Here is a 20,029-nt window from a genome sequence, read left to right as displayed (position 1 = left end):
TATTTATACTTTTAATGCTAAAATACCCCATTAAAAAATAAAAATAGTCCGATAAAATGAATGACAATAGAAAGAAACAAGAGATGTATTATTGGGTGGAGCGATTAGGCGTTTCGCTCACACCATCCAGATCTGAATTGGATATGCTTCATCTCAATGAGCTGAAAATCGTAGATTTATTGCCCGATATGTTAGTTATGGTTCGCTCTGTAGTGGCAAAGAAAACATTCTGCATTCGGAGAAAACCTATAACGGCTTTTAAAAACGGAATATCTATTTCATTTCAAAATATTATTCATTCTCGATCAGACACATCTGTCAAAGACATACAAGAATTACAACAAACACAGCCACACGTACGCATTATCCCGCTGCATGTTGAAAGTGACGTTTGCTTTCCAAAAGATATAAATATTCAGCAGGTAACCATAATTATAAGTCTTGATTATTTGAAAAGCTTTATCGGAAAAGACCATAAAAAATTCGATTATCTTTTTAATAATGAGAAAACACTTTGGATTGAGGAGTTCATGTCTCCGGAAATAGCAGAAGTGGCCAATGAGATTTCGATTACAAAAATGCCGGATAAGTTATCAGATACTTTCTATAGACTAAAATCGCTTGAACTACTATTCTATTTGTTTAAAAACCTGTCAAGAAGAGCAAATGTTACGCATCAGCATTTGTCAAAATATGAACTAGAATCGATTTACAGCGTACGGGATAAAATCGCAGCTTCGATAGACAAACCGTTTATCCAGGAAGAGCTAGTGAAGTTAAGCGGTATGAATGTCATTAAACTTAGAAAACTTTTTACACAGGTATTTGGTAAAGGTATGTATCCCTATTATCAGCATTTACGCATGCAAGAGGCTGCAAGACTATTACGTGAAGAACATTTATCGGTTTCTGAAGTTGGTTACCATTTGGGTTTTAGTAATTTAAGTTATTTCGGCAGATTATTTGAAAGACATTTCAATATGAAACCAAAGAAGTGGAGCCAGAATAAATAATAGCAATCAGCCAAACATTACCTTTCAAAGCCAATGACTACTCTCACACAATACTTGCATAAATTGAGTCGGTCTAATATTGTTCAAAATTTCTTATTCCTGACAATTCAATTTTCAAAAATTATAGTTTTTATCATATTTAGTATTTTTGTTAGAACAAATTTCTACAAGCATACGCTCTTAATGTAATAAAAAAAATGGAAGCATTATTTAAAACGTGGAAAACAAGTCGTAGAATTTATTTAAGTTACTTTGAAAATTATTCATTAGATCAGCTTAACAACATTCCAAATGGTTTCAACAATAATCTTATATGGAATATAGGGCATATCATAGTAACACAACAAAAACTGATTTATAGAGGTTCTGACCTACAAGGATATATTTCAGATGAGTTGTTTAATAAGTATCAGTCTGGAACCAAACCTACAGAACCTGTCTCTCAAAAAGAAGCTGCTGAACTTAAAGAGTTATTGACTTCACTCATTGATTTAACAATCGCTGATTTTCAAAAGGATATTTTTAGGACTTACAAAGAACGAATAACAGGTACTGGCTTCCATTTGTCCTCGATTAATGATGCATTTGAATGTAATAATTATCACGAAGGAATGCATTTAGGGTATATGTTAAGTATTAGAAAATTTGTGTAAAACAATATTCTTAGTGTAATATTTTTTTTGAACTTTATTTTTTAGCATATCTACTCAATTAAAAACCTGACAAATGATTTTGATTATTTGTAATAAATAAGTAGACCTTATAAAGAGGTCTCAAATTTTTATTTTTATTAATTTTATATTTATTTTTATGCTAATTAAAAATGTGTTTCCCCGTAAATAAATTAGAATATATCTGTCTTAAAACCGATGAATCACTAACACATATCGTGAAAAGTATCTGGATGGTAAAAAACAACTCTGATGAAGAAAAAGAAGGCATTATAGTTCCGGATGGAAAAATAGATTTATTTCTGCTAGCTGATGAAAATGGAAATTTTGAAATTTTCATTTCCGGAATATGTTCTGCTCCTATCACCAAACCTCCATTTCCAAAATCTACAATGTTTGCAATCAGCTTTTATCCGATCGCTGCCGAATATATTTTCAAACAATCTTTTGCGGATTTAAATAACACCAAGAAAACACTTCAGACAGGGTACTGGGGATTTTCAAGAGATGATCTAAACGATTTCAACCAATTTTACCATAAAGCTGTTAAGGTTATTTCTTCGTTATTATCCAAAGAAATAGAAGAGCGAAAAAAGAAATTATTTAAACTCATTTATGCGTCTAAAGGAGAAATTACGGTAAAAGAACTCGAAGAAAATGTTTTTTGGAGTAGCAGACAAATGAACCGTTATTTCCATAAATGGTTAGGCGTAACGCTTAAAACTTATCTGAATATTATCCGTTTCTCCAACTCATTAAAACAACTAAAAAATGGGGATTTCTATCCCCAACTCGATTATGCAGACCAATCACATTTTATAAGGGAAGTGAAAAAATTTGCTGGAGTAAAACCAATTATCTTAAATAAAAACGAAAACGACCGATTTATCCAATTTAGCCTGATGCCCGAAAAGTAATTTTGTTCTGTAATTAAAACAAGAATAAAATGAATTTGAATCACATCAATATCGTTGTAAAAGACGTTGAGAAGGCTGTCCATTTGTTTACACAACACTTAGGGTTTAGTTTAATTGTCAATAGAAACAGTAAAATGGCAGTTATGGAAAATAGCAATAATTTTGCCTTAGTTATTTGGGGGCAGGAATTGAACCACAAAGAAAATATACCTGAATATCCGGAAAATTTCCACATCGGATTTTATCAGAAGGATGAGCAAGAAGTTTGGGATATTTATGAAAAATTAAAAACAGAACCTACCTTACAATTTGAAAGTGAACCTAAGAAAATTAGGAATACGTTTGGTTTCTATTTCTTTTTTGAAAAGTTGATGATAGAAATAAGTGTTAATCCATTTAAGGATAATATTGCCTAACGTAGTTAAGCAATAGCCCATAAACCACTGAATTTAAAATCATATTTTGAGGGAAGATTATGGTTAGGACTACTAGCCATACCTCTTACTTGGTTTTAAATTCAGTAGGTCTCATGTTGGTCAGTTGATGAAAATTATTGCTAAAAGCCGATATATTCGAATATCCGATTTCATAAGCTATCTCGGTCATGTTCAAATCTGTATCATTAATCAATTCCATTGCTCTTATAATACGTAACATCTTTAAGTATTGAACAAAAGTGATATGCAATTTCGTTTGGAATAATCTGGTCAAACTTCTCACACTTATTCCAGATTGTTGGGCAATACTATCTAAACTTAGACTTTCATTTAATCGATTTCTAAAGCCGTCGATTATGGCATTAAGCCTTTGATCGTCCGTTGTAGGAAGTTGGATAGAAAATTTTTTGAGATTTTCCTTTGATAACACGCTTTTAAGCGTAGTTAAAAACTCAAATTCCCATGAACCTTCGTAATAATCACCTTGCCATTTCTCGCTAAATGAGAGCATTTCTGCCAGAAGCTTACTAACAGGATAAATACCCAGTTCATCATAAAAACTATCCGCTTTTTTGTTTGGAAAGTAAATATTGATAATGTACAAATCCTGTGTATTAAACATCAGGTTGTGCGGATAATTTTTCGGTATCCAGATATAATGATTAGACGGAATATAGAAATCCTTCTCGTCTGTTTGGAGGTAAGCAATTCCTCCATAAACCAATAACAACTGAGCCTTATCATGCTGATGAGCAGGCAACCGCTGTTCCGTCTGCTGTCGCATCACGAGGATGGAATCAGGATTTTGATCCACAGCTTGTATTAATTGGCTAAGAATTTCCATATGGCCAAATATAGCAAATATTAGGCTAATTATATAAAAATATAGATTGATGCACTTAATAATTTTGCTGTGTTAATAGTAGTTGAATCATAATGAACGATAAAATCATAAAACCCGACAAAGATTTTGAACTTGAAATACAGTTCAGAAAATCTGAACATAAATTACCTCATCCAGATGAAGAAATTGATAAAGCCAACATCTACCGGCTGGCTTGTGCTTATAGCAGCCCTTTTATGCCAATAGTCGATTTAAGCTTTGCTTTTGATGAGTTGAAAAAGATGTTAAAACAATGGTTAAAAAAGAGAAGGAAACCAATCATTTATAAAAACAAAACAAATGAAACAATATAAAACAGTTCCGGTTCTGGGTGTACTGATGCTGTTATTTGCACCCCATATTTACGCTCAGCATACAGAAAAAGTCGAACCTTCAAGTTTGGAAGAAATATGGAAAGTTGCGGAAATGAATAATCGACAACTGAAACTATCTGACCTAAATCTTCAGCAAAGTAAAATAGAAATATTGGAAGCCAAAGACCGTTTGTTGCCCGAACTTTCAGTAGGTGGAGACTTAAAACTCAATTCTAAATTTCTGATTTACGACAATGGATTATTCTCCTCTCCACAAGATGTGCCTGTAAAAGGTTATGGGTACGGAGTAGGCTACAACTTAAACTATAACCTCTACAACGGAGGTAAGGACAAGAGAAACGTAGCCATGAAAAAGGAAGAAGAGACACGAAAACAATATGAAGTTGATCTGCAAAAGCATAGTGTAAAATATAATGTTGCAGTTGCTTATTTTGATTTATATAAGTTTTTGCATTTCTATGATTTTCTAAATGCAGAGATTGAAGCAGAAAAAAAGCAATTGAGATTGATAGAAAGTCTGCATAAAAACGGTACCGTATTAAAGAGTGATGTACTGAGAACCTCCGTGAAATTGTCTCAACTGGAACTTAATCTTTCCGATGTTACGAAAAAGATTGAAATCGCCAAACAACGGCTCAATATTCTGATGGGACGTGAAAATGATATGGGGCTAGCAATCAAATACGAAGATACAATTGAATTAAACGCTATCACAGACGGTGACTACAATGACTATGTAGACATTGCTTTTAACAAATCCCCAGAATACAAAATGGCTGGTAGTGACATCAAATGGAGTGAACTGAACGTAAAACAAGTGAAAGCTACGCTATTGCCTAAAGTTTCTTTGTACTCTAACTATAATTACAACTATCCACAGATTTCCTTTTATCCGTATTCAAATGACTTTTGGGGATTTGGTCAGACAGGAATTAAAGTACAGTATTCGATTGATAATTTGTACAAAAGCAAACATACCATTGCTCGTGCCAAGGTTGTCAGCAATCAGGCTAAAGAAAAAGCAGAAATGAAGAAGCACGAAATCGCCCTTCAGATAAAAGAAGTTTATTTACAGCAACAACAGGCTTTGGAGAGCGTGGAAACGGCAGAACAAAATATTATTAAAACCACCGAAACTGTCCGTGTTATCAGAAGTAGCTACCTAAATCAAGAATCACTACTGACCGATCTTTTGGAAGCAGAAAATGCTTTATTGGAAGCAAAATTCAATCTTACAACAGCACAAACAAACGTAAAAGTAACCCATATCAGACTATTGGCAATTGTAGGAATTCTTTAATACAACTATTATGAACAAAAATAAAACAGATAAAATTGTTGTAAGCCTAACCAAATGGTTGGGAATTGCATTATTCGTAGGGATCATTATTTGGGGAGCTTTCTATTTCCTTAAAGGATATCGTTATGAACAAACCAACGACGCTCAGGTAGATGCTTACTTGTCGCCTATAAACGCAAAGGTAGGGGGCTATATCAGCAAAATATATTACAAGGACAATCAGCTTGTTAAAAAAGGTGATACACTTGTTGTCATTCAACTGGATGAGTATGGACTGAAAAAGGACGCTGCATCAGCAGAGCTCATGAGTTCACACGCCAAATTACCGATTTTGGCGGCTAACGAAGAAACGCAACTTAAAAGTATTGAGGTTATAAAAGCACAATTGGCAGGAGCTAAAGCAAGATTGGACCAGCAGCAAAAAGAATTTGACCGTTATAAAAATCTACTAGCAGATGAATCTACCACACAACAGAAATTCGATAACATCAGCACTTCTTTATCCATTGCACAGTCAGATTATGATCAGGCTAAAGCTTCTTTACAAGTAGCGGAATCCAAATTGAATGATTTTAGAGCTCAACATAATGCGATACAGGCAGAGATAAAAATTAAAGAAACACTTGTTCAAAGACAGGAATTGGACATTCGATATACGGTTATCATCGCACCTTTTGATGGACAGATCGGTAAAAAGACCATTCAGGAAGGTCAACTGATACAACCCGGGCAAACATTGGCTTTTTTGGTGAACAATGCCGAGGAAAAATGGGTAATGGCCAATTTTAAAGAAACACAGATTGGCAGCTTTAAGATCGGGCAGGCTGTATCCATAGAAGTTGATGCCTTCCCGAATGAAAAATTCAATGGTACCATCGAATCACTTTCCCCAACTACAGGCTCACGTTATTCATTGTTACCTCCAGATAATGCTACAGGTAATTTTGTGAAGATCATCCAACGGATTCCTGTAAGAATTAAACTGACCGATACGCCTGAAAAGTTAGGAAAACTCTCTGCCGGAATGAATGCCAATGTTTATGTTTTAAAAGGGAAATAATGCAAGCACATAAAATACCGATCTTCAAATCCTGGGTTTCTGAATGGTTGGCGAGATCCGTTATATTTGCCATTCTGATGACCTGTCTGTTTAGTTTCGCTTTTTACAGCAGTCCGGTTGCAACGATGGGCTTTTACGGCATACAGCCTACCGATGTACAATATGGCATGGTCGTTATCTATGGCTCTACGGTAGCTTTCTTGGCACTTGATTTTCGGATCATAAAATATTTTGCACCTAGGAAATATTTATTAGTTGCCCTTGCCGTTAATGCAATATGTTCTGTAATATGTTTTCATTTCAAAGATTGGACATTGTTTGTTATTTGCCAGTTTTTTCAGGGGATTACCTGTGCATTGATGTCAGGAATCGTCTTACAGCTGATTTTTCCAAGATTACAGTCTGTACGTGCCCGTGTGATTGCTTTTAGCCTACTGTATGGCAGCATACAGATTGCCGTTCCTTTTTATTCTATTTTTACCAGCTTAGTCATTCATTTTTTTGATTTTAACTGGCTGTTCTACGGATTTATTGTCATACTATTCATGCTAACAATTACTGTATTGCTAACCATGGACAGTAAAGCTCGATTTACCAAAAAGATCCCACTTTATCAGGTGGATTGGATAGGTTATCTGTTTTATATATCTTTTATCTTGACATTAGGATACATCCTTGTATATGGGCGACAATTAGGCTGGTTCGGTAGTTCATTGATTGTTACGCTTAGTGTAATCAATTTAATTATTCTTTCACTATTCATCATGAGAGAATTGAAGCTTAAACGACCATTAATCAACTTACAGATTTTCAAGACAAAGAATTTTGTCATTGGGCTATTACTACTTTTTACATTTTATATTTTTAAGGGAAGTACAGGACTTGCTTACGGCTATCTTGAAGTAATTTTAGGAAATGACCCACTGAGCACCATTCCGATATGGACGTCTGTAATTTTTGGAACTACAGTGAGTATGTTCATTACCTCCAGATTTGTCCTGATGGGATACAACCTGATAAGAATGATTATTGCTGGCTTTGGAATAATGGCAATCTATTATGCTTATATGATACTATTTGTTTCTGTGCAGGGCGAAACAATTGATTTCATTTTACCGATGTTTATTTATGGTGTGGCAACAGGAGTCTTATTTGTTCCGATTGTTTCGTTTACCGCTTCATCAGCACCGCCAGCAATTGCGATCAATGCATCGCTTGTTGGCATCTTAGCAAGGTTCACTGGTTTTACAGCAAGTCTGGCACTAAATAACGAACTTCAATTATTTGCAAAATCAGGAGTTCGCGAAAAGATTCGGGAAGCAGTTACGGAAACGAACCCACAATTACCAGCTACCTTACTGGATATTCAAAATCAATATGCGAATGCCGGTAGCGACATCTATACTTCAAAAGCAGTATCCTCAGGTTATTTTAATCAAATGGTAGGTCATCAAATATTGGCTCGTGCCACCAGAGATTATTACGATTGGATGTTAACAGGTGTGATTTTGGTAATTGTTGTTTTGCTCTTATTACCACAAATTCAAAACGTTGTTTTGAGATTAAGAAAAGGTAATATCCCTTATTAATTTTATTAAAGCAGACAAAATCATATGACAGTATAATTCATGCGACAATCGTAAACATAAATTTTATGCTAATCGGATACATCGACTTTCCAATGAGATTGGAAAAGAAGGATATTAAATAAACTAAGAAAATGAAATCTTCATTAAATCATATCATCTCGGAGATACAGCGAAAAGAAAATGTCATTTCGCTGTCTGCACCTAATGCAATTAATGAAGCATATCAAATGACGATATACTTAAAATCAATTTCCACGATGGTCTGAATAGTTTTGTCACGGTAAAATAGGAATACGCAAAATCAGTTTGCCTTTAGAAAGAATGTTTCAGATTTCCTTAGGAGATTTGCATCATTCTTTCCATCTAATGAAATACTGTGCCGGCTCACGAACCGCATTTTTAGACCAACTGAAATCTTCTTTGGAAGAATATATGGACAAAGATTTGTAGGAACACTTTGTAAACCAACCACTAAATAGTCATAAAAACAGATAGTCCCAAAGATTATCCTATTTTCGTTTTTAGTCATACAACAAACTGCCAAACACGACCTCTCAAAGCCAATGGCTACAACATTATGCTCCTGGTACAAAAGCCTTTCTAAATTGAACTTTCATCGAAAAATTAAACAGAAATGGAAGTTATCGCAATACAGAAATCCGCATTGGACGGAATGACAAATGAGCTGAAGACACTTTTGGAACTGACTGAAAGTACCACCCGAAAATTTACGTCTATTTTCAAAGAAGAGAAATGGCTCGACAACCAGGAAGTGTGTCTGATGATGAACATTACTAAACGGACTTTACAGACCTATAAGGACAAAGGCCTATTGCCTTATTCCAAGCTGAACCGCAAGAATTATTACAAACGCTCGGACGTAAAGGCTTTGCTTGAAGCCGGACAACCGTATAATATCAAAGACAATGGATTTACTGACGAATGAAGCCGAAGAAATCATCGAACAACAGGAGATGATAATTCGGTTGCGAAACCGTATCGAAGAAATACTGAAAAACTACCGCCCTGTAATGAACGGAGAAATATACCTGTCGGGCGAAGATGTGTGCAAGCTGCTGCACATCAGCAAACGGACTTTACAGCAATACCGTAATGACAATATCCTGCCGTATATACAAATAGGGGGTAAGATTATTTATAAGCAATCGGATCTAGCAAGGATACTAGAAGACAATTATAGCGGAACAAAAAGCTGTTAGTGAGGATTTCTCAATTTTCTTTTCAGATAATAATACCGAAATAGTATACGGTCATACCACAGAGCGAAAAATAGTAATCCTACTGGAAATAAAAGGGTTCGTAATTCAAAATACGCATAAGTAAAACCGCCTATAATACATCCCAAAAAGAAACAGCAAATAATCGCCAGCTTTAAGAAGATACTTTTATTCAATTGTATCCGTGCTGGGCGGTCTTTATAAAAGAACAGTTGTGACAGTTCTATTCCCAGGTCAGTGAACAAACCTGTTAGATGTGTTGTTCTTACCACCGATTGGGATACCCTCGTTACTAATGCGTTTTGTAATCCCATAGCGAAAAGCAGAGCAGATGATAAAATCATTGAAAATCCGGAATATTCTTTCGGCACTAAAAATGTTGAAATGGTAATTGCCGAGAATATTGATATTTCAATAAATATGGGTATAACATATGAGGTTTGTGGCTTGTACTTGGAAACCCATTCCATAACAAGACTTGAAATAAATGCCCCTAACAGAAAAAATAAAATATAAAACAGATAGGCAAAAGCCATTCTATAATTTTTTAAAACAAGTTCCTCAGAAAAAAAAGCAAAATGTCCTGTTACATTAGTTGTTAATGTATGCAGTTCTAAAACCCCCGTTATGTTAACTACACCCGCTACGCCAGATAATATTGAAGCTAATTTGAGGTTATGTGTATAAGTTCGACCTTTGCCTTTATGTCTGAACATGAATGGATTTCTTTTATTACAAATTTACAAAACTGTTTTCCTAATTGATCAGTAATTGTATTTAAAGATACATCTCTTTCACAAAATAAATTTATAATGAAAATGATTTTCTGACAATCTTGAAGTAGAACTACATATCAGTTTAATGTTTTTATTTTCTTTTTTAATTGATAGCTTAGATTTAAAAAAGTATTGTTTTCGTAGAGTTTAGCTGTGGTAGTTAGTGGCTGTCGTACTATATAAATATAACCAATATCGAATTTAAGATTTGGAAAAACGTGATACTCCACGTTAAATCCGATTCTATTGTGATCAAAAAAATGTGCTTTCGATGTACCTGTAACGTTTACAAAAAATTCATCATAGACCGTAAGTTTAATTTGTTCTGTAAAATCATAACGAACACCCAAACGATTTCTGAAACGGCTGATGTCTGATTGGGTATTATTGAAAATACGATACTCAACTGCACTCCTGTCTACGATGTACCATTTTTCAAATAGCTTGTGTTGCCACTCTGCTGCTACCGAAAAACGTATTTCATTACTGGGCTTTGCCGTTTCATCCGATTGGTGTTGAATAACCCTATAATGGGAAAAATATGAAAATGGTGAAACAGAGAACTTTAAATCCGAATTGTGCTGATAATGCAGCCAATTTCTTAGTGTAAACATCAGGTTCCGATCAAACATATTTTCATTTTCAAAACCATTCTGCCGCCTGTGCTGAAATTCTGCATCCGTTTTAATTTTTGAACTGATAGGAACGCTTAATGTACTGCGAAACCAAGCATTATAATGGCTTTGTGCCTGTACATTTTGGACAATAGAAATCCATATTGCTGTAAAAAGCAATACTTTTAATCGTAACATACAGTTTGATTTAGTGAGGTAGCTTCTCTCTCAAAAATCCGTAAACCCAGGTACCTGCAATAGCACTCAAAAGTGTAACGGCAATAACGGTTGCACCTGTACCAATCTGTGCAAACAACGGACCGGGACAAGCTCCTGTAACCGCCCAGCCCAATCCGAATATCAAGCCGCCATAAATCTGTCCTTTGCTAAATTTCTTTGGATGAAATGCTATCTTTTCGCCATAAACAGTTTTGATGTCGAATTTCTTGATCAGAAAGACGGAAATCATTCCTACTACTACGGCACTTCCTATAATTCCGTACATGTGGAACGACTGCAGCCGAAACATTTCCTGTATGCGAAACCAACTCACTACTTCGGCTTTTACAAATACAACTCCGAATAATATACCTACAATCAGGTATTTTAAATTGTGATACCATTTGTGTCCTAAACGGCTTTCGTTTACACACATAGCGTCAAACTCTCGAAGCTGTAAATCTTTTTCTGTATCTATATTTTGTTGCATTTCTATTTTGATTAAAGTGAAAGAATGATCGGTAAAATGAGATTCGCCATAATAAAGCCTCCGATCATAAAACAAATGGTTGCAATCAAGGATGGCAATTGCAGGTTAGATAACCCCATAATGGCGTGTCCGCTGGTACACCCCCCTGCATAGCGTGTTCCAAACCCCACTAAAAAACCACCGACAACCATTAACAAAAAACCTTTCAGCGTAAACAGCGATTGCCAGTTCATAATATCTTCAGGCACTAAGTTGTTATAGTTTGTGATACCGTATCCTGCAAGCTCTGAGGCTAATTTTGGATTGACTTCGATAGGGTTGGGATTTGACAAAAGGTTGATGGCAATTGCTCCTCCCAGGAATATACCGAATACAAAAAATAAATTCCATACTTCTTTTTTCCAGTCATACTTGAAAAATGGAATGTTTGCTGGCATACACGAAGCACAGATGTGGCGTAGTGAAGAGCTGATACCAAACGATTTGTTACCTAAAATTAACAATGTGGGAACGGTTAAACCGATTAACGGACCTGCTATATACCACGGCCACGGCTGTTTTATAAATTCTACCATTTTATTTGTTCTTGAATATTATCTTGAATTTTGGCTTTTGATTTTTTCAACATTGAAAATAAAAGTCCACCCATAACAGAGCCGTAAAGGGTACTGTTTACTGGATTTGATGTGATGGCACAACTTCCCGAATGACAACCAACAAATTTCCAATAGAGATAACCTGCTATTGCTCCGACAATCATACCAGTTATGGTAAGTAAATTTTTCTTAGCGAACTTCTTCATACGATGTTTCTTCAGTTTTTTTATTGCTTTTCGGCAGGGGTGTATTGCATCCCGAGTCACTGCAACAACCTATATTCAGCAATGGCATTAACGAGAACAAACCGCCCAGTCCTGCAAGCAACCATTCTTTTGCTATAATGCCTTGTACTATAACGAGAATGCTCAATGCTAACCTCAGCACACGCATTAAATTCCAGCTTCTGAAATAGCTTTTCATCTTCTTTTCTTTTTTAAAGTGTTGATACCAAAAGGCAGATACAAGGGGCAAAAGCTGATGAATGAGGTAAGTAAAAATACCACCGCTAAAATGCCCAACACGATTGCCAATGTTCCCGATATAACATTTGTGAAGTACAATACGGCAATACCCACTGCTATAATTATACGTATTGCTCTGTCTGCTGTTCCTAAATTCTTTTTCATAACGCTTATTTTTTAATTGCTAAAATTCTGACTACTGCCGCCTGTCCGACGTGATAAAGACCTTCATCTAAACTTATTGTGCATTCATAAGCTTCGGTAAAATCAAATTCCTTAAAATCAGACTTTAATTCTTCCAGATCATAAAGCATGGAAACATTTTTAGGACCTCCTGCTTTGGGATTCTGTTTTTGCTGCTCCGCATGCTTTTTATCGAAACCTTCCAAAATCAGCAGCCCTCCCTTTTTGAGTAGGGAACCGAGTTTTTGATGGTATTCTTTTCTTTTCTCCGATGAGAAATGGGCATAGATGAGAACCAGAGCATCAAAGGAATTTTGGGGATAGTTGACGTGTTCCATATCCGAAACAATGTAGTTGATCGGTACCCCGTTTTTATGTGCTAATATTTTCGCTTTTTTCTTGCCTTCCTCACTTTGGTCAAATGCAAAAACATCCCAACCAAGTGTTGCCGAAAACACAGCATTTCTGCCTTCACCTTCTGCCGGAAACAAAACCTTGCCAACAGGAATACCAGAGAACTTTGCTTTCAAATACTCGTTTGGATTTTCTCCGTAAGCGAATTCTTTTTTACTGTACCGTTCATCCCAAAAATCCTTCATCCTTTATTGATTTACTACTTCGTTTACATTTTGCCAGGTTCCGCCATTGATTACATTTGTAAAGCCATTGCTTTCCAAAATGCTTTTTGCCTGACTACTACGGCTACCGCTTCTACAAAAAACAACGATGCTATTCTTCTCTTTGAATTTTGAGAGCTGATCTACAAGCTTGTCCAGCGGAATATTCACCGCACCTTTCACACTGCCTGCTGAAAATTCAGAAGGTGTACGGACATCGACTAAAAAGGCACCTGCTCTAATCGCTTCTGTTAATTGGCTGTTATCTGTTTTGCCAAATAATGCTGAAAAAAATCCCATAGTTCTATAATTTATGCGTTTGTACAAGATGTTTCGTTACAACCAATTGTATTACCCTCGTTTGCCTGCCATTCTTTCATTCCACCTGAAAAATTTTTCACGTTTGCAAAACCGTTTTTGGCAAGGATAGAATAAGCAATTGCTGATCGGTCTCCAGCCTGACAGTGAATAACGATCTGTTTGTCCTTGCTGATTTTATTGAGGTTGTCATTAAGCGTACCAACAAAAACATGATCTGCTCCGGCTACGTGTCCGGCTTCGTATTCGGTAACGCCCCGAACATCTACAATCTGAACATCTTCTTTGCCGATGTACGTTTTAAACTCGTCGAGAGAAATAACATCTGCCTTTTGCAGATCCAGACTTAAATCTTTTACATCGGTAATATATCCGAAAATATTATCCAGTCCGATACGCATCAGTTTTCGGGTAAGATCTTCTATTTGATTATCATCGCAGACCAGCATAAACTGTTCCTGATAATTCAACAACCAACCTGCCCAGGTTGAAAAAGAATTGTTGCCCTGTATGTTCAGGCTACCGGGAATAAATCCTTCTGCGAAATCTATCTTACTTCTTGTATCGATGACTTTCAAGCCATTGGCATAAGCATCCAAAAAATCTTCTTTGGATAATTTCGGATGCTTGGGCACTGCTACCAGTAATGGACGGTTCACTTTGTTGAGGTGCTTCATCATCGCAAAGTATTTTGGAGGTTCAGGTTGGTCGGCTAGCAGATAATCCGTAAATCCTTTTTCATCTTCACCATATTGGAATGCCCAATTGCGGATTTTTTCATAACCTACCGTAGAGCTGTGTACTGCTCCCAACGCTTTGCCACAGGCGGAGCCTGCTCCGTGTGCCGACCATACCTGAACGTATTCGGGCAATGCCGCAAACTTTTTCAATGACTGGAACATTTGTTTGGCTCCGGCTTCTTTTGTACCGATAAGCCCCGCCGCTTTTTCAAGTAAATCAGGACGGCCAATATCTCCAACAAAAACAAAATCTCCGGTAAATGCCATAACAGGACTGTCGGTTGCCGGATGATCGGTCAGCAAAAAGCTGATACTTTCCGGTGTATGTCCGGGCGTATGCATCACTTTCAAAGAAAGATTGCCTATTTTAATCATATCGCCGTCTTTCAGTCCTTTGTGTGAGAATTGGTATTGCCAATCTTCTCCGCCTTCATCCGAAAGGTACATCGTGGCTCCCGTCACAGCAGCCAGTTCTCTCGAGCCGCAAAGGAAGTCTGCGTGAATGTGTGTTTCCGTAATGTGCGTAATGCGAAGATTGTTTTGCTTCGCAATATCCAGGTACACATCAATATCTCTTTGTGCATCTATAACGATGGCTTCTCCTGTTGCCTGACAGCCTACCACGTAGCTGCCTTGGGCTAAACTCTTATCATAAACGTGTTGAAAAAACATAATGCTTTATTTATAATCGTTAATTATTCTTTTTGATACTGCAAATTTCCGTTGTTCTTTTATCCTATACAGCTACTTTTGTTACATTAGCTGATTTTGGCATTTAGAATGATCTCCGTTTTTATAGAATTGGTGACCAGACATCCTGCTTTGGCTTTCTCAATGATACGTTCAGCTTTATCGGTATCCGTTTCGGGGTGGACCAGTTTTACCTCAGGAAACATTTCTGCCTGCGTGATCTGATACTTTCCGTCCATCATTTCCAGTTTAGCTACGGTCTTACAACTAAAATCTGCTATTTCCACCTTAAAATTATGGGCAATTGCCAGAAACGTTGCCATGTAGCAACTGTTGATAGCTGAAACAAATAGGTGTTCAGGTGACCAGATACCGGACACTCCATCCGGAAATTCAGGTGGTGTGGCACATTCGATGGCTTTTTCTAAAACAGGTGATGATAATTCCCCGATTCTTCCTTCTTTCCATTGGATATTTACTTCGTAGAAATGTGTTTGTGACATGATATTTGATTTTAGATTATTGAATTATTGTCTCTTTGATAATGATGTAAATACCCATGACCAGCACAAACCAACCGAAAGCGGGCTTCAGTTTTTCACCATTAATTCTTTTGGAAAGTACCATTCCTATAAAAATTCCAACCAAAGCGAATCCGGTTATTTTTAGGAGAAAGATCCAATCAATAGCTGTTTCGCCACTTTCTCCAAAAAAGCCGATCAGTGACTTTGCGGCAATAATGACAAGTGAAGTACCAACGGCTTCTTTCATGGGTAGTTTGCTTAGCAGCACCAACGCAGGAATTATCAAAAATCCACCACCTGCCCCCACAAGTCCTGTAAGGATGCCTACAACCGTTCCTTCAACAAGAATCAGGGGATAATTGAATTGCTGTTTTTCAGGTGTTTTATGGGTCGATGTTTTGTCTTTTTTTATCATGCTGTAGGATGCGAAAATCATCAGCACAGCAAAAAGCAACATCAGTAGAATGCTTTTGGTAACAGTGAAATTTCCAATACTGAAAATCTCCTGTGGAATGGCAGGGACTATGTATGACCTTGTTAAAAAAACGGAAATGATAGACGGTATGCCGAAAACGACCGCTGTTTTAATGTTTACCAATCCTTTTTTGAAGTAGGAAAAAGAACCAGCTACACTTGTGGTACCGACTATGAAAAGGGAATAAGCGGTTGCCAGAACCGCATCTATACTGAATAAATACACCAAAACGGGGACGGTAAGAATACTACCGCCACCACCGATCAGCCCTAAAGCTATACCGATAAAAATTGATGCTAAATAACCTGCTATATCCATTCGTTTTTAAGATTGATACAGCAAAAGTGCATCAACTCAAAAACCTATACAGCTACTTTGGTTACATAAGGGATATTTTGTTCCTGCCAAGTTGTAGAACTCCGTTTTCTTCCAATTGTTTTAATAGACGTGAAACCACTACACGGGCGGTTCCGAGTTCGTTAGCTAATTGTTCGTGGGTAATCTGGATGGTTTTAGATCGGGTCAGTTCAGCTTTCTTTTTCAGTAAATTTAAAAGTCGCTCATCTACTTTTTTGAAAGCGATAGCATTGACAATTTCCAACAGTTCCTCAAAACGCTTGTGATACAAACGGAAAATATAATCTAACCATTGTGGATATTCCTTGATGAACAGGGAAACTTTATCCATAGGTAAAAACAAAATTTCTGCATCCTCCTCAACTTCGGCTTTTACTTTGCTTGTTTCGTTGTGCAGTCCGCCCAAAAAGGACATAATACAGCTTTCGCCTGCTTTGATATAATACAGTAGGATTTCTCTGCCGTCTTCTTCTGTCCGTATTACTTTCATCATTCCCTTTGTTACAATCGGGATGGAGCGGATATGGGAATTTTCATTCAGAATAATACTTCCCGCTTGGTAGTTTTTCTGTATGCTATGTTTATATAGTTTCTCCACCAATTCCGGAGAGGATTGAAATTCTGTTATTTGTCCTAAATCTTCCATTTCACAAAGTTAGAAATTTAATTAATGGAGAACATCATTGGCCGAGTGTTAAAACCTGTTTCTTTGACAATCTATATGTTGATTGCGTATCAGGAGATACTTTAGTATCTTTGTTTTGTAAAATATAAAATTCTTAAAGTGTTTTTGCTTTAAGTCTTGGTACTGAAAACTGGTAATTTTTAAGACAACAAGACAATAAGTAGGAACGCTCACGCTATAGGTGTGGGCGCTCGCTTATTCGTTGTCGGGTATACCAGTGCCTCAGTATCGGTAAGTTGTAGTGGCCCGCACCTTCTTTTTTGTGCAGCCCTCCCTTAATAACATAAATATATGATGATATGGAAACCGGTACAGCACAACAAAAAACACCCCTTGCCTTTATCAATGATAAAAGCCCGATTTTAGATGTCATCTGCAATGAGCTTGATAATTCCGGAGTTGAGATATTATTCCGTTCGGAAAATATAGAAAACGGATCATCTCAATTATCTGTTTTAACAGTACTTCCCGATGTTTGTATAATCGACCTCGATTTTTATGACAAGAACGTGCTGGCACAGCTACGGGAATTGAAAAGGTTATACCCGTCTATAAAGCTGATTGCCCATAGCGATATTGATACCGAAAAAGCGGTAATTTCTCTTTTGGATATTGGTGTTGTTGCTTATCTGCTCATTGGTAGCGATACGGACGATTTTAAAAAAGCCATTGAGGGCGTTTCCGATAATGGAAGATATTTTAGTGTGGGAGTAGCGAAAATAGCAAGAGAATATTTTGGTAATAAATAACCGTTCAATCATAGTAACATAAAAGGTTAGATTTATTCATCAATGGGTTATTTAGTGTTGTCTGTACTAATTCGTAAATGGAATAAATTAAGACGATAGCTAATCGAGAACGTTTATCCAATAATTTGTCGTATATTACAACAAATTCGAATTCCACTTTGTAGCGATGAGTGTATAAGCACTTATTAATATAAAGTAAAAAAAATGATAAATGAACTCCCTGTGTCTAGAACAGACACGCCGTTATTCGACACAGCAACAGCAACCCCCATTAATATAGCTTATTTCATATTGGTACATCGTTTACCCAATCAGTTCAAAAGGCTGTTTAAAGCAATTTACGAGCCTGACAACTGTTACCTTATCCATATTGACAAGAAAGCCAGTGATGAATTAAAAGAAGAAATTCGTTTATTCTTACAACCTTTTTCACACGTAAATATAATGGAAAGTGAAAATGTTGTTTGGGGTGGTTATAGCATGGTTCAGGCAGAATTAGATGGTATAAAATATCTTTTAGAGATAGATGCGGAATGGGATTATTTTATTAATCTAAGTGGTCAGGATTATCCTTTAAAATCTCAAAAAATTATACGCCAATTTCTTAATGAAAACAAAGGAAAGAGCTATCTGAAAGTTGCCAATCAATTATTGACCCGCCCGGAAACAATGAACCGGATTGAGAATCATTTCGAGGAATTGGAAAACAGTATTTCTAAAATCACACACAAGCGGGCTTTTATGAAAGATGTTATTCCCTATATTGGTGGACAATGGATGATGCTTACAAGGACTTGTTGCGAGTTTATTTGCAACAGTGCGGAGGTTGAAAAATTTGAGAAGTATTACTTCAATACTCTAATTGCAGATGAATCTTTTTTTCAAACAGTATTAATGAATACGTCATTTGATGGTGTACTTGTGGATGATGATAAAAGAGCTATAATCTGGATTCCGGATGGTGATATTAAATTAAGACCTAAAACATTTATTCAGGAAGATTTTGATTTTTTACATCTTGGGGATAACCTGTTTGCCCGAAAATTTGATGATAATGTAGATAATACTATAATTGATAAAATGAAACCTTTTTATAACATAGCATTAGGTAAAACAAATGTAAAAGTGAAAGCAAAATTGTTATAATTAAATTTTTTCTGATTATAAATTGTAGCATATCCAATCTGATAAAGTGATGTATTGTCTACAAATCGTCTGTAAAAATTTGTCCTAAATAAGCGACGTTCTTTTGCTTCTTTTCTTTGGTCGCTGTGTAGAAAGAAAAGAAGTCTCATAAAACAACAAAAGGGACACTGAATATCCCGTGAAATGAGTAGAGTACATTGAGTTCTACAGATTAGAAAAGAAACGCCTGTTGTGGTCATTTGAGAGAAGAATACAAACAAAATGAGTAACACACTTTTCAATAGAGTTAATTCCATATTATTTTTACTGCTGACATGATTTCTAGCTCAAGCCTTGTTTCAGATATAACCTTAAAACCATTTTTTTGATAAAACCCTATAGGTGATTTGTAATAATAGCCGTTGGATTTTTTATCAAGATCATGGTCAATTACCCAGCCATTTAGAGTATCTTCATCATCTTTTAGTTTATTTAGCATCATTGTTCCTATACCTTTACCATGTAATTTTCCAGAAATGATAATGGCAAACCATTTCTCATTTTCACGCATAAAGGTAATTGCCCATCCCTCAATATTACTTTCATCGTTAAGTAGTAAGTAATGTGCTTTTTGAGTCAGGTTATCCAAATAATTTTCAAAATCTTCTACGGTTTGGTAAACAAGTTTTTCAGGATACTCGTTATTCCATAATTCAAAAATTTGTTTTTTATCTTTTGTGCTTAATTCAGTTTGCTTAACAATCTTCATTTTAGTAATATTTAGGAATACGAATTTAATAAAATAACATTCGCCATTGACACGAGTAAATTAAATCCATAACAAATCAAGCGACGTTCTTTTGCTTCTTTTCTTTGGTCGCTGTGTGAAAAGAAAAGAAGTTCTCTAAAACAACGAAAGGGATACTGAATATCCCGTGCAATGATGTCGCAACCTGTTTGATAA

General features: G+C 36.1%; 29 protein-coding genes. 14 read left to right on the top strand and 15 right to left on the bottom strand.

What is annotated here, in order from left to right; all coding sequences use genetic code 11:
* The first annotated feature begins 56 nt into the window (after positions 1-56).
* From EWE74_RS19930 to EWE74_RS19915, 4 genes are all read left to right on the top strand, one after another.
* Positions 57-1,013, top strand: coding sequence for a helix-turn-helix transcriptional regulator (locus tag EWE74_RS19930; protein WP_130143423.1), 957 nt, complete (start codon positions 57-59; stop codon positions 1,011-1,013).
* A 197-nt stretch (positions 1,014-1,210) separates the two neighbouring features.
* Complete coding sequence (locus tag EWE74_RS19925) at positions 1,211-1,666, top strand: DinB family protein (RefSeq protein ID WP_130143422.1); 456 nt, start codon at positions 1,211-1,213, stop codon at positions 1,664-1,666.
* A gap of 170 nt (positions 1,667-1,836) precedes the next feature.
* Positions 1,837-2,601: a helix-turn-helix domain-containing protein gene (locus tag EWE74_RS19920; RefSeq protein ID WP_130143421.1), complete on the top strand. Its 765-nt coding sequence runs from the start codon at positions 1,837-1,839 to the stop codon at positions 2,599-2,601.
* Between the two features lie 29 nt (positions 2,602-2,630).
* Complete coding sequence (locus tag EWE74_RS19915) at positions 2,631-3,017, top strand: VOC family protein (protein ID WP_130143420.1); 387 nt, start codon at positions 2,631-2,633, stop codon at positions 3,015-3,017.
* An 85-nt stretch (positions 3,018-3,102) separates the two neighbouring features.
* Here EWE74_RS19915 and EWE74_RS19910 read toward each other — a convergent pair whose 3' ends face one another.
* Entirely contained in the window at positions 3,103-3,882 is a 780-nt protein-coding gene (locus tag EWE74_RS19910; RefSeq protein ID WP_130143419.1) for an AraC family transcriptional regulator, read from the bottom strand.
* Between the two features lie 92 nt (positions 3,883-3,974).
* Here EWE74_RS19910 and EWE74_RS19905 point away from each other — a divergent pair, with 92 nt between their 5' ends.
* The 8 genes from EWE74_RS19905 (at position 3,975) to EWE74_RS19875 (ending at position 9,425) form a co-directional block, all read left to right on the top strand.
* Entirely contained in the window at positions 3,975-4,235 is a 261-nt protein-coding gene (locus EWE74_RS19905; RefSeq protein WP_130143418.1) for a hypothetical protein, read from the top strand.
* A complete protein-coding gene (locus EWE74_RS19900) occupies positions 4,222-5,556 on the top strand; it encodes a TolC family protein (RefSeq protein ID WP_130143417.1) in 1,335 nt (444 codons plus the stop codon). The genes EWE74_RS19905 and EWE74_RS19900 overlap by 14 nt, the downstream gene beginning before the upstream one ends.
* Before the next feature lie 10 nt (positions 5,557-5,566).
* Positions 5,567-6,616: an HlyD family secretion protein gene (locus EWE74_RS19895; RefSeq protein ID WP_130143416.1), complete on the top strand. Its 1,050-nt coding sequence runs from the start codon at positions 5,567-5,569 to the stop codon at positions 6,614-6,616.
* Positions 6,616-8,205 carry an MFS transporter gene (locus EWE74_RS19890; protein WP_130143415.1) on the top strand — a complete coding sequence of 530 codons (1,590 nt, stop codon included), beginning with the start codon at positions 6,616-6,618 and terminating at the stop codon, positions 8,203-8,205. Before EWE74_RS19895 ends, EWE74_RS19890 begins: the two co-directional genes overlap by 1 nt.
* Before the next feature lie 131 nt (positions 8,206-8,336).
* Positions 8,337-8,471, top strand: coding sequence for a hypothetical protein (locus EWE74_RS21470; protein WP_262708796.1), 135 nt, complete (start codon positions 8,337-8,339; stop codon positions 8,469-8,471).
* Between the two features lie 19 nt (positions 8,472-8,490).
* Entirely contained in the window at positions 8,491-8,655 is a 165-nt protein-coding gene (locus EWE74_RS19885) for an RteC domain-containing protein (protein WP_449448558.1), read from the top strand.
* Between the two features lie 184 nt (positions 8,656-8,839).
* Positions 8,840-9,151 (top strand): helix-turn-helix domain-containing protein, encoded by a 312-nt coding sequence (locus EWE74_RS19880; protein WP_130143414.1) that lies wholly within the window; start codon positions 8,840-8,842, stop codon positions 9,149-9,151.
* The gene (locus tag EWE74_RS19875) at positions 9,132-9,425 is read left to right on the top strand and encodes a helix-turn-helix domain-containing protein (protein WP_130143413.1); all 294 of its coding nucleotides are present in this window, start codon (positions 9,132-9,134) and stop codon (positions 9,423-9,425) included. The genes EWE74_RS19880 and EWE74_RS19875 overlap by 20 nt, the downstream gene beginning before the upstream one ends.
* On the opposite strand, the gene EWE74_RS19870 is transcribed toward EWE74_RS19875, so the two are convergent.
* The 13 genes from EWE74_RS19870 to EWE74_RS19810 all read right to left on the bottom strand — a co-directional run bounded on the left by EWE74_RS19870 (position 9,422) and on the right by EWE74_RS19810 (position 17,152).
* Entirely contained in the window at positions 9,422-10,159 is a 738-nt protein-coding gene (locus tag EWE74_RS19870; RefSeq protein ID WP_130143412.1) for a YoaK family protein, read from the bottom strand. The two genes, EWE74_RS19875 and EWE74_RS19870, sit on opposite strands and share 4 nt — an antisense overlap.
* 137 nt (positions 10,160-10,296) lie before the next feature.
* Entirely contained in the window at positions 10,297-11,031 is a 735-nt protein-coding gene (locus EWE74_RS19865) for a DUF2490 domain-containing protein (RefSeq protein WP_130143411.1), read from the bottom strand.
* Positions 11,032-11,041: 10 nt separating this feature from the next.
* Positions 11,042-11,542 (bottom strand): DUF6691 family protein, encoded by a 501-nt coding sequence (locus EWE74_RS19860; RefSeq protein WP_130143410.1) that lies wholly within the window; start codon positions 11,540-11,542, stop codon positions 11,042-11,044.
* A gap of 11 nt (positions 11,543-11,553) precedes the next feature.
* Positions 11,554-12,117, bottom strand: coding sequence for a YeeE/YedE family protein (locus EWE74_RS19855; RefSeq protein ID WP_130143409.1), 564 nt, complete (start codon positions 12,115-12,117; stop codon positions 11,554-11,556).
* Positions 12,111-12,344, bottom strand: coding sequence for a DUF6132 family protein (locus EWE74_RS19850; protein WP_130143408.1), 234 nt, complete (start codon positions 12,342-12,344; stop codon positions 12,111-12,113). Before EWE74_RS19850 ends, EWE74_RS19855 begins: the two co-directional genes overlap by 7 nt.
* Entirely contained in the window at positions 12,328-12,561 is a 234-nt protein-coding gene (locus tag EWE74_RS19845; RefSeq protein WP_130143407.1) for a hypothetical protein, read from the bottom strand. The genes EWE74_RS19850 and EWE74_RS19845 overlap by 17 nt, the downstream gene beginning before the upstream one ends.
* Positions 12,558-12,767, bottom strand: a complete 210-nt coding sequence (locus tag EWE74_RS19840) for a YgaP family membrane protein (protein ID WP_130143406.1) — start codon at positions 12,765-12,767, stop codon at positions 12,558-12,560. Before EWE74_RS19840 ends, EWE74_RS19845 begins: the two co-directional genes overlap by 4 nt.
* A 5-nt stretch (positions 12,768-12,772) precedes the next feature.
* Positions 12,773-13,384, bottom strand: coding sequence for a class I SAM-dependent methyltransferase (locus EWE74_RS19835; RefSeq protein ID WP_130143405.1), 612 nt, complete (start codon positions 13,382-13,384; stop codon positions 12,773-12,775).
* Positions 13,385-13,387: 3 nt separating this feature from the next.
* A complete protein-coding gene (locus EWE74_RS19830) occupies positions 13,388-13,702 on the bottom strand; it encodes a rhodanese-like domain-containing protein (protein WP_130143404.1) in 315 nt (104 codons plus the stop codon).
* Between the two features lie 11 nt (positions 13,703-13,713).
* Entirely contained in the window at positions 13,714-15,132 is a 1,419-nt protein-coding gene (locus tag EWE74_RS19825; protein WP_130143403.1) for an MBL fold metallo-hydrolase, read from the bottom strand.
* An 86-nt stretch (positions 15,133-15,218) separates the two neighbouring features.
* Positions 15,219-15,653: an OsmC family protein gene (locus EWE74_RS19820; RefSeq protein WP_130143402.1), complete on the bottom strand. Its 435-nt coding sequence runs from the start codon at positions 15,651-15,653 to the stop codon at positions 15,219-15,221.
* Between the two features lie 16 nt (positions 15,654-15,669).
* A complete protein-coding gene (locus EWE74_RS19815; protein WP_130143401.1) occupies positions 15,670-16,467 on the bottom strand; it encodes a sulfite exporter TauE/SafE family protein in 798 nt (265 codons plus the stop codon).
* A 61-nt stretch (positions 16,468-16,528) separates the two neighbouring features.
* Positions 16,529-17,152: a Crp/Fnr family transcriptional regulator gene (locus EWE74_RS19810; protein ID WP_130143400.1), complete on the bottom strand. Its 624-nt coding sequence runs from the start codon at positions 17,150-17,152 to the stop codon at positions 16,529-16,531.
* 338 nt (positions 17,153-17,490) lie between these two features.
* Here EWE74_RS19810 and EWE74_RS19805 point away from each other — a divergent pair, with 338 nt between their 5' ends.
* Both EWE74_RS19805 and EWE74_RS19800 read left to right on the top strand, forming a co-directional pair.
* On the top strand, positions 17,491-17,940 hold the full coding sequence (locus EWE74_RS19805) for a response regulator (RefSeq protein ID WP_130143399.1): 450 nt from the start codon (positions 17,491-17,493) through the stop codon (positions 17,938-17,940).
* A 204-nt stretch (positions 17,941-18,144) separates the two neighbouring features.
* Positions 18,145-19,086 (top strand): beta-1,6-N-acetylglucosaminyltransferase, encoded by a 942-nt coding sequence (locus EWE74_RS19800; protein WP_130143398.1) that lies wholly within the window; start codon positions 18,145-18,147, stop codon positions 19,084-19,086.
* Positions 19,087-19,372: 286 nt separating this feature from the next.
* Here the strand turns inward: EWE74_RS19800 and EWE74_RS19795 are convergent, their stop codons facing one another.
* Positions 19,373-19,834, bottom strand: coding sequence for a GNAT family N-acetyltransferase (locus EWE74_RS19795; RefSeq protein WP_130143397.1), 462 nt, complete (start codon positions 19,832-19,834; stop codon positions 19,373-19,375).
* Positions 19,835-20,029 lie beyond the last annotated feature (195 nt).

Source organism: Sphingobacterium corticibacterium (assembly GCF_004208525.1).
GTDB lineage: Bacteria > Bacteroidota > Bacteroidia > Sphingobacteriales > Sphingobacteriaceae > Sphingobacterium > Sphingobacterium corticibacterium.
Note: the sequence above shows the minus strand (reverse complement) of the source record. Positions and strands in the feature narration are given on the sequence as shown.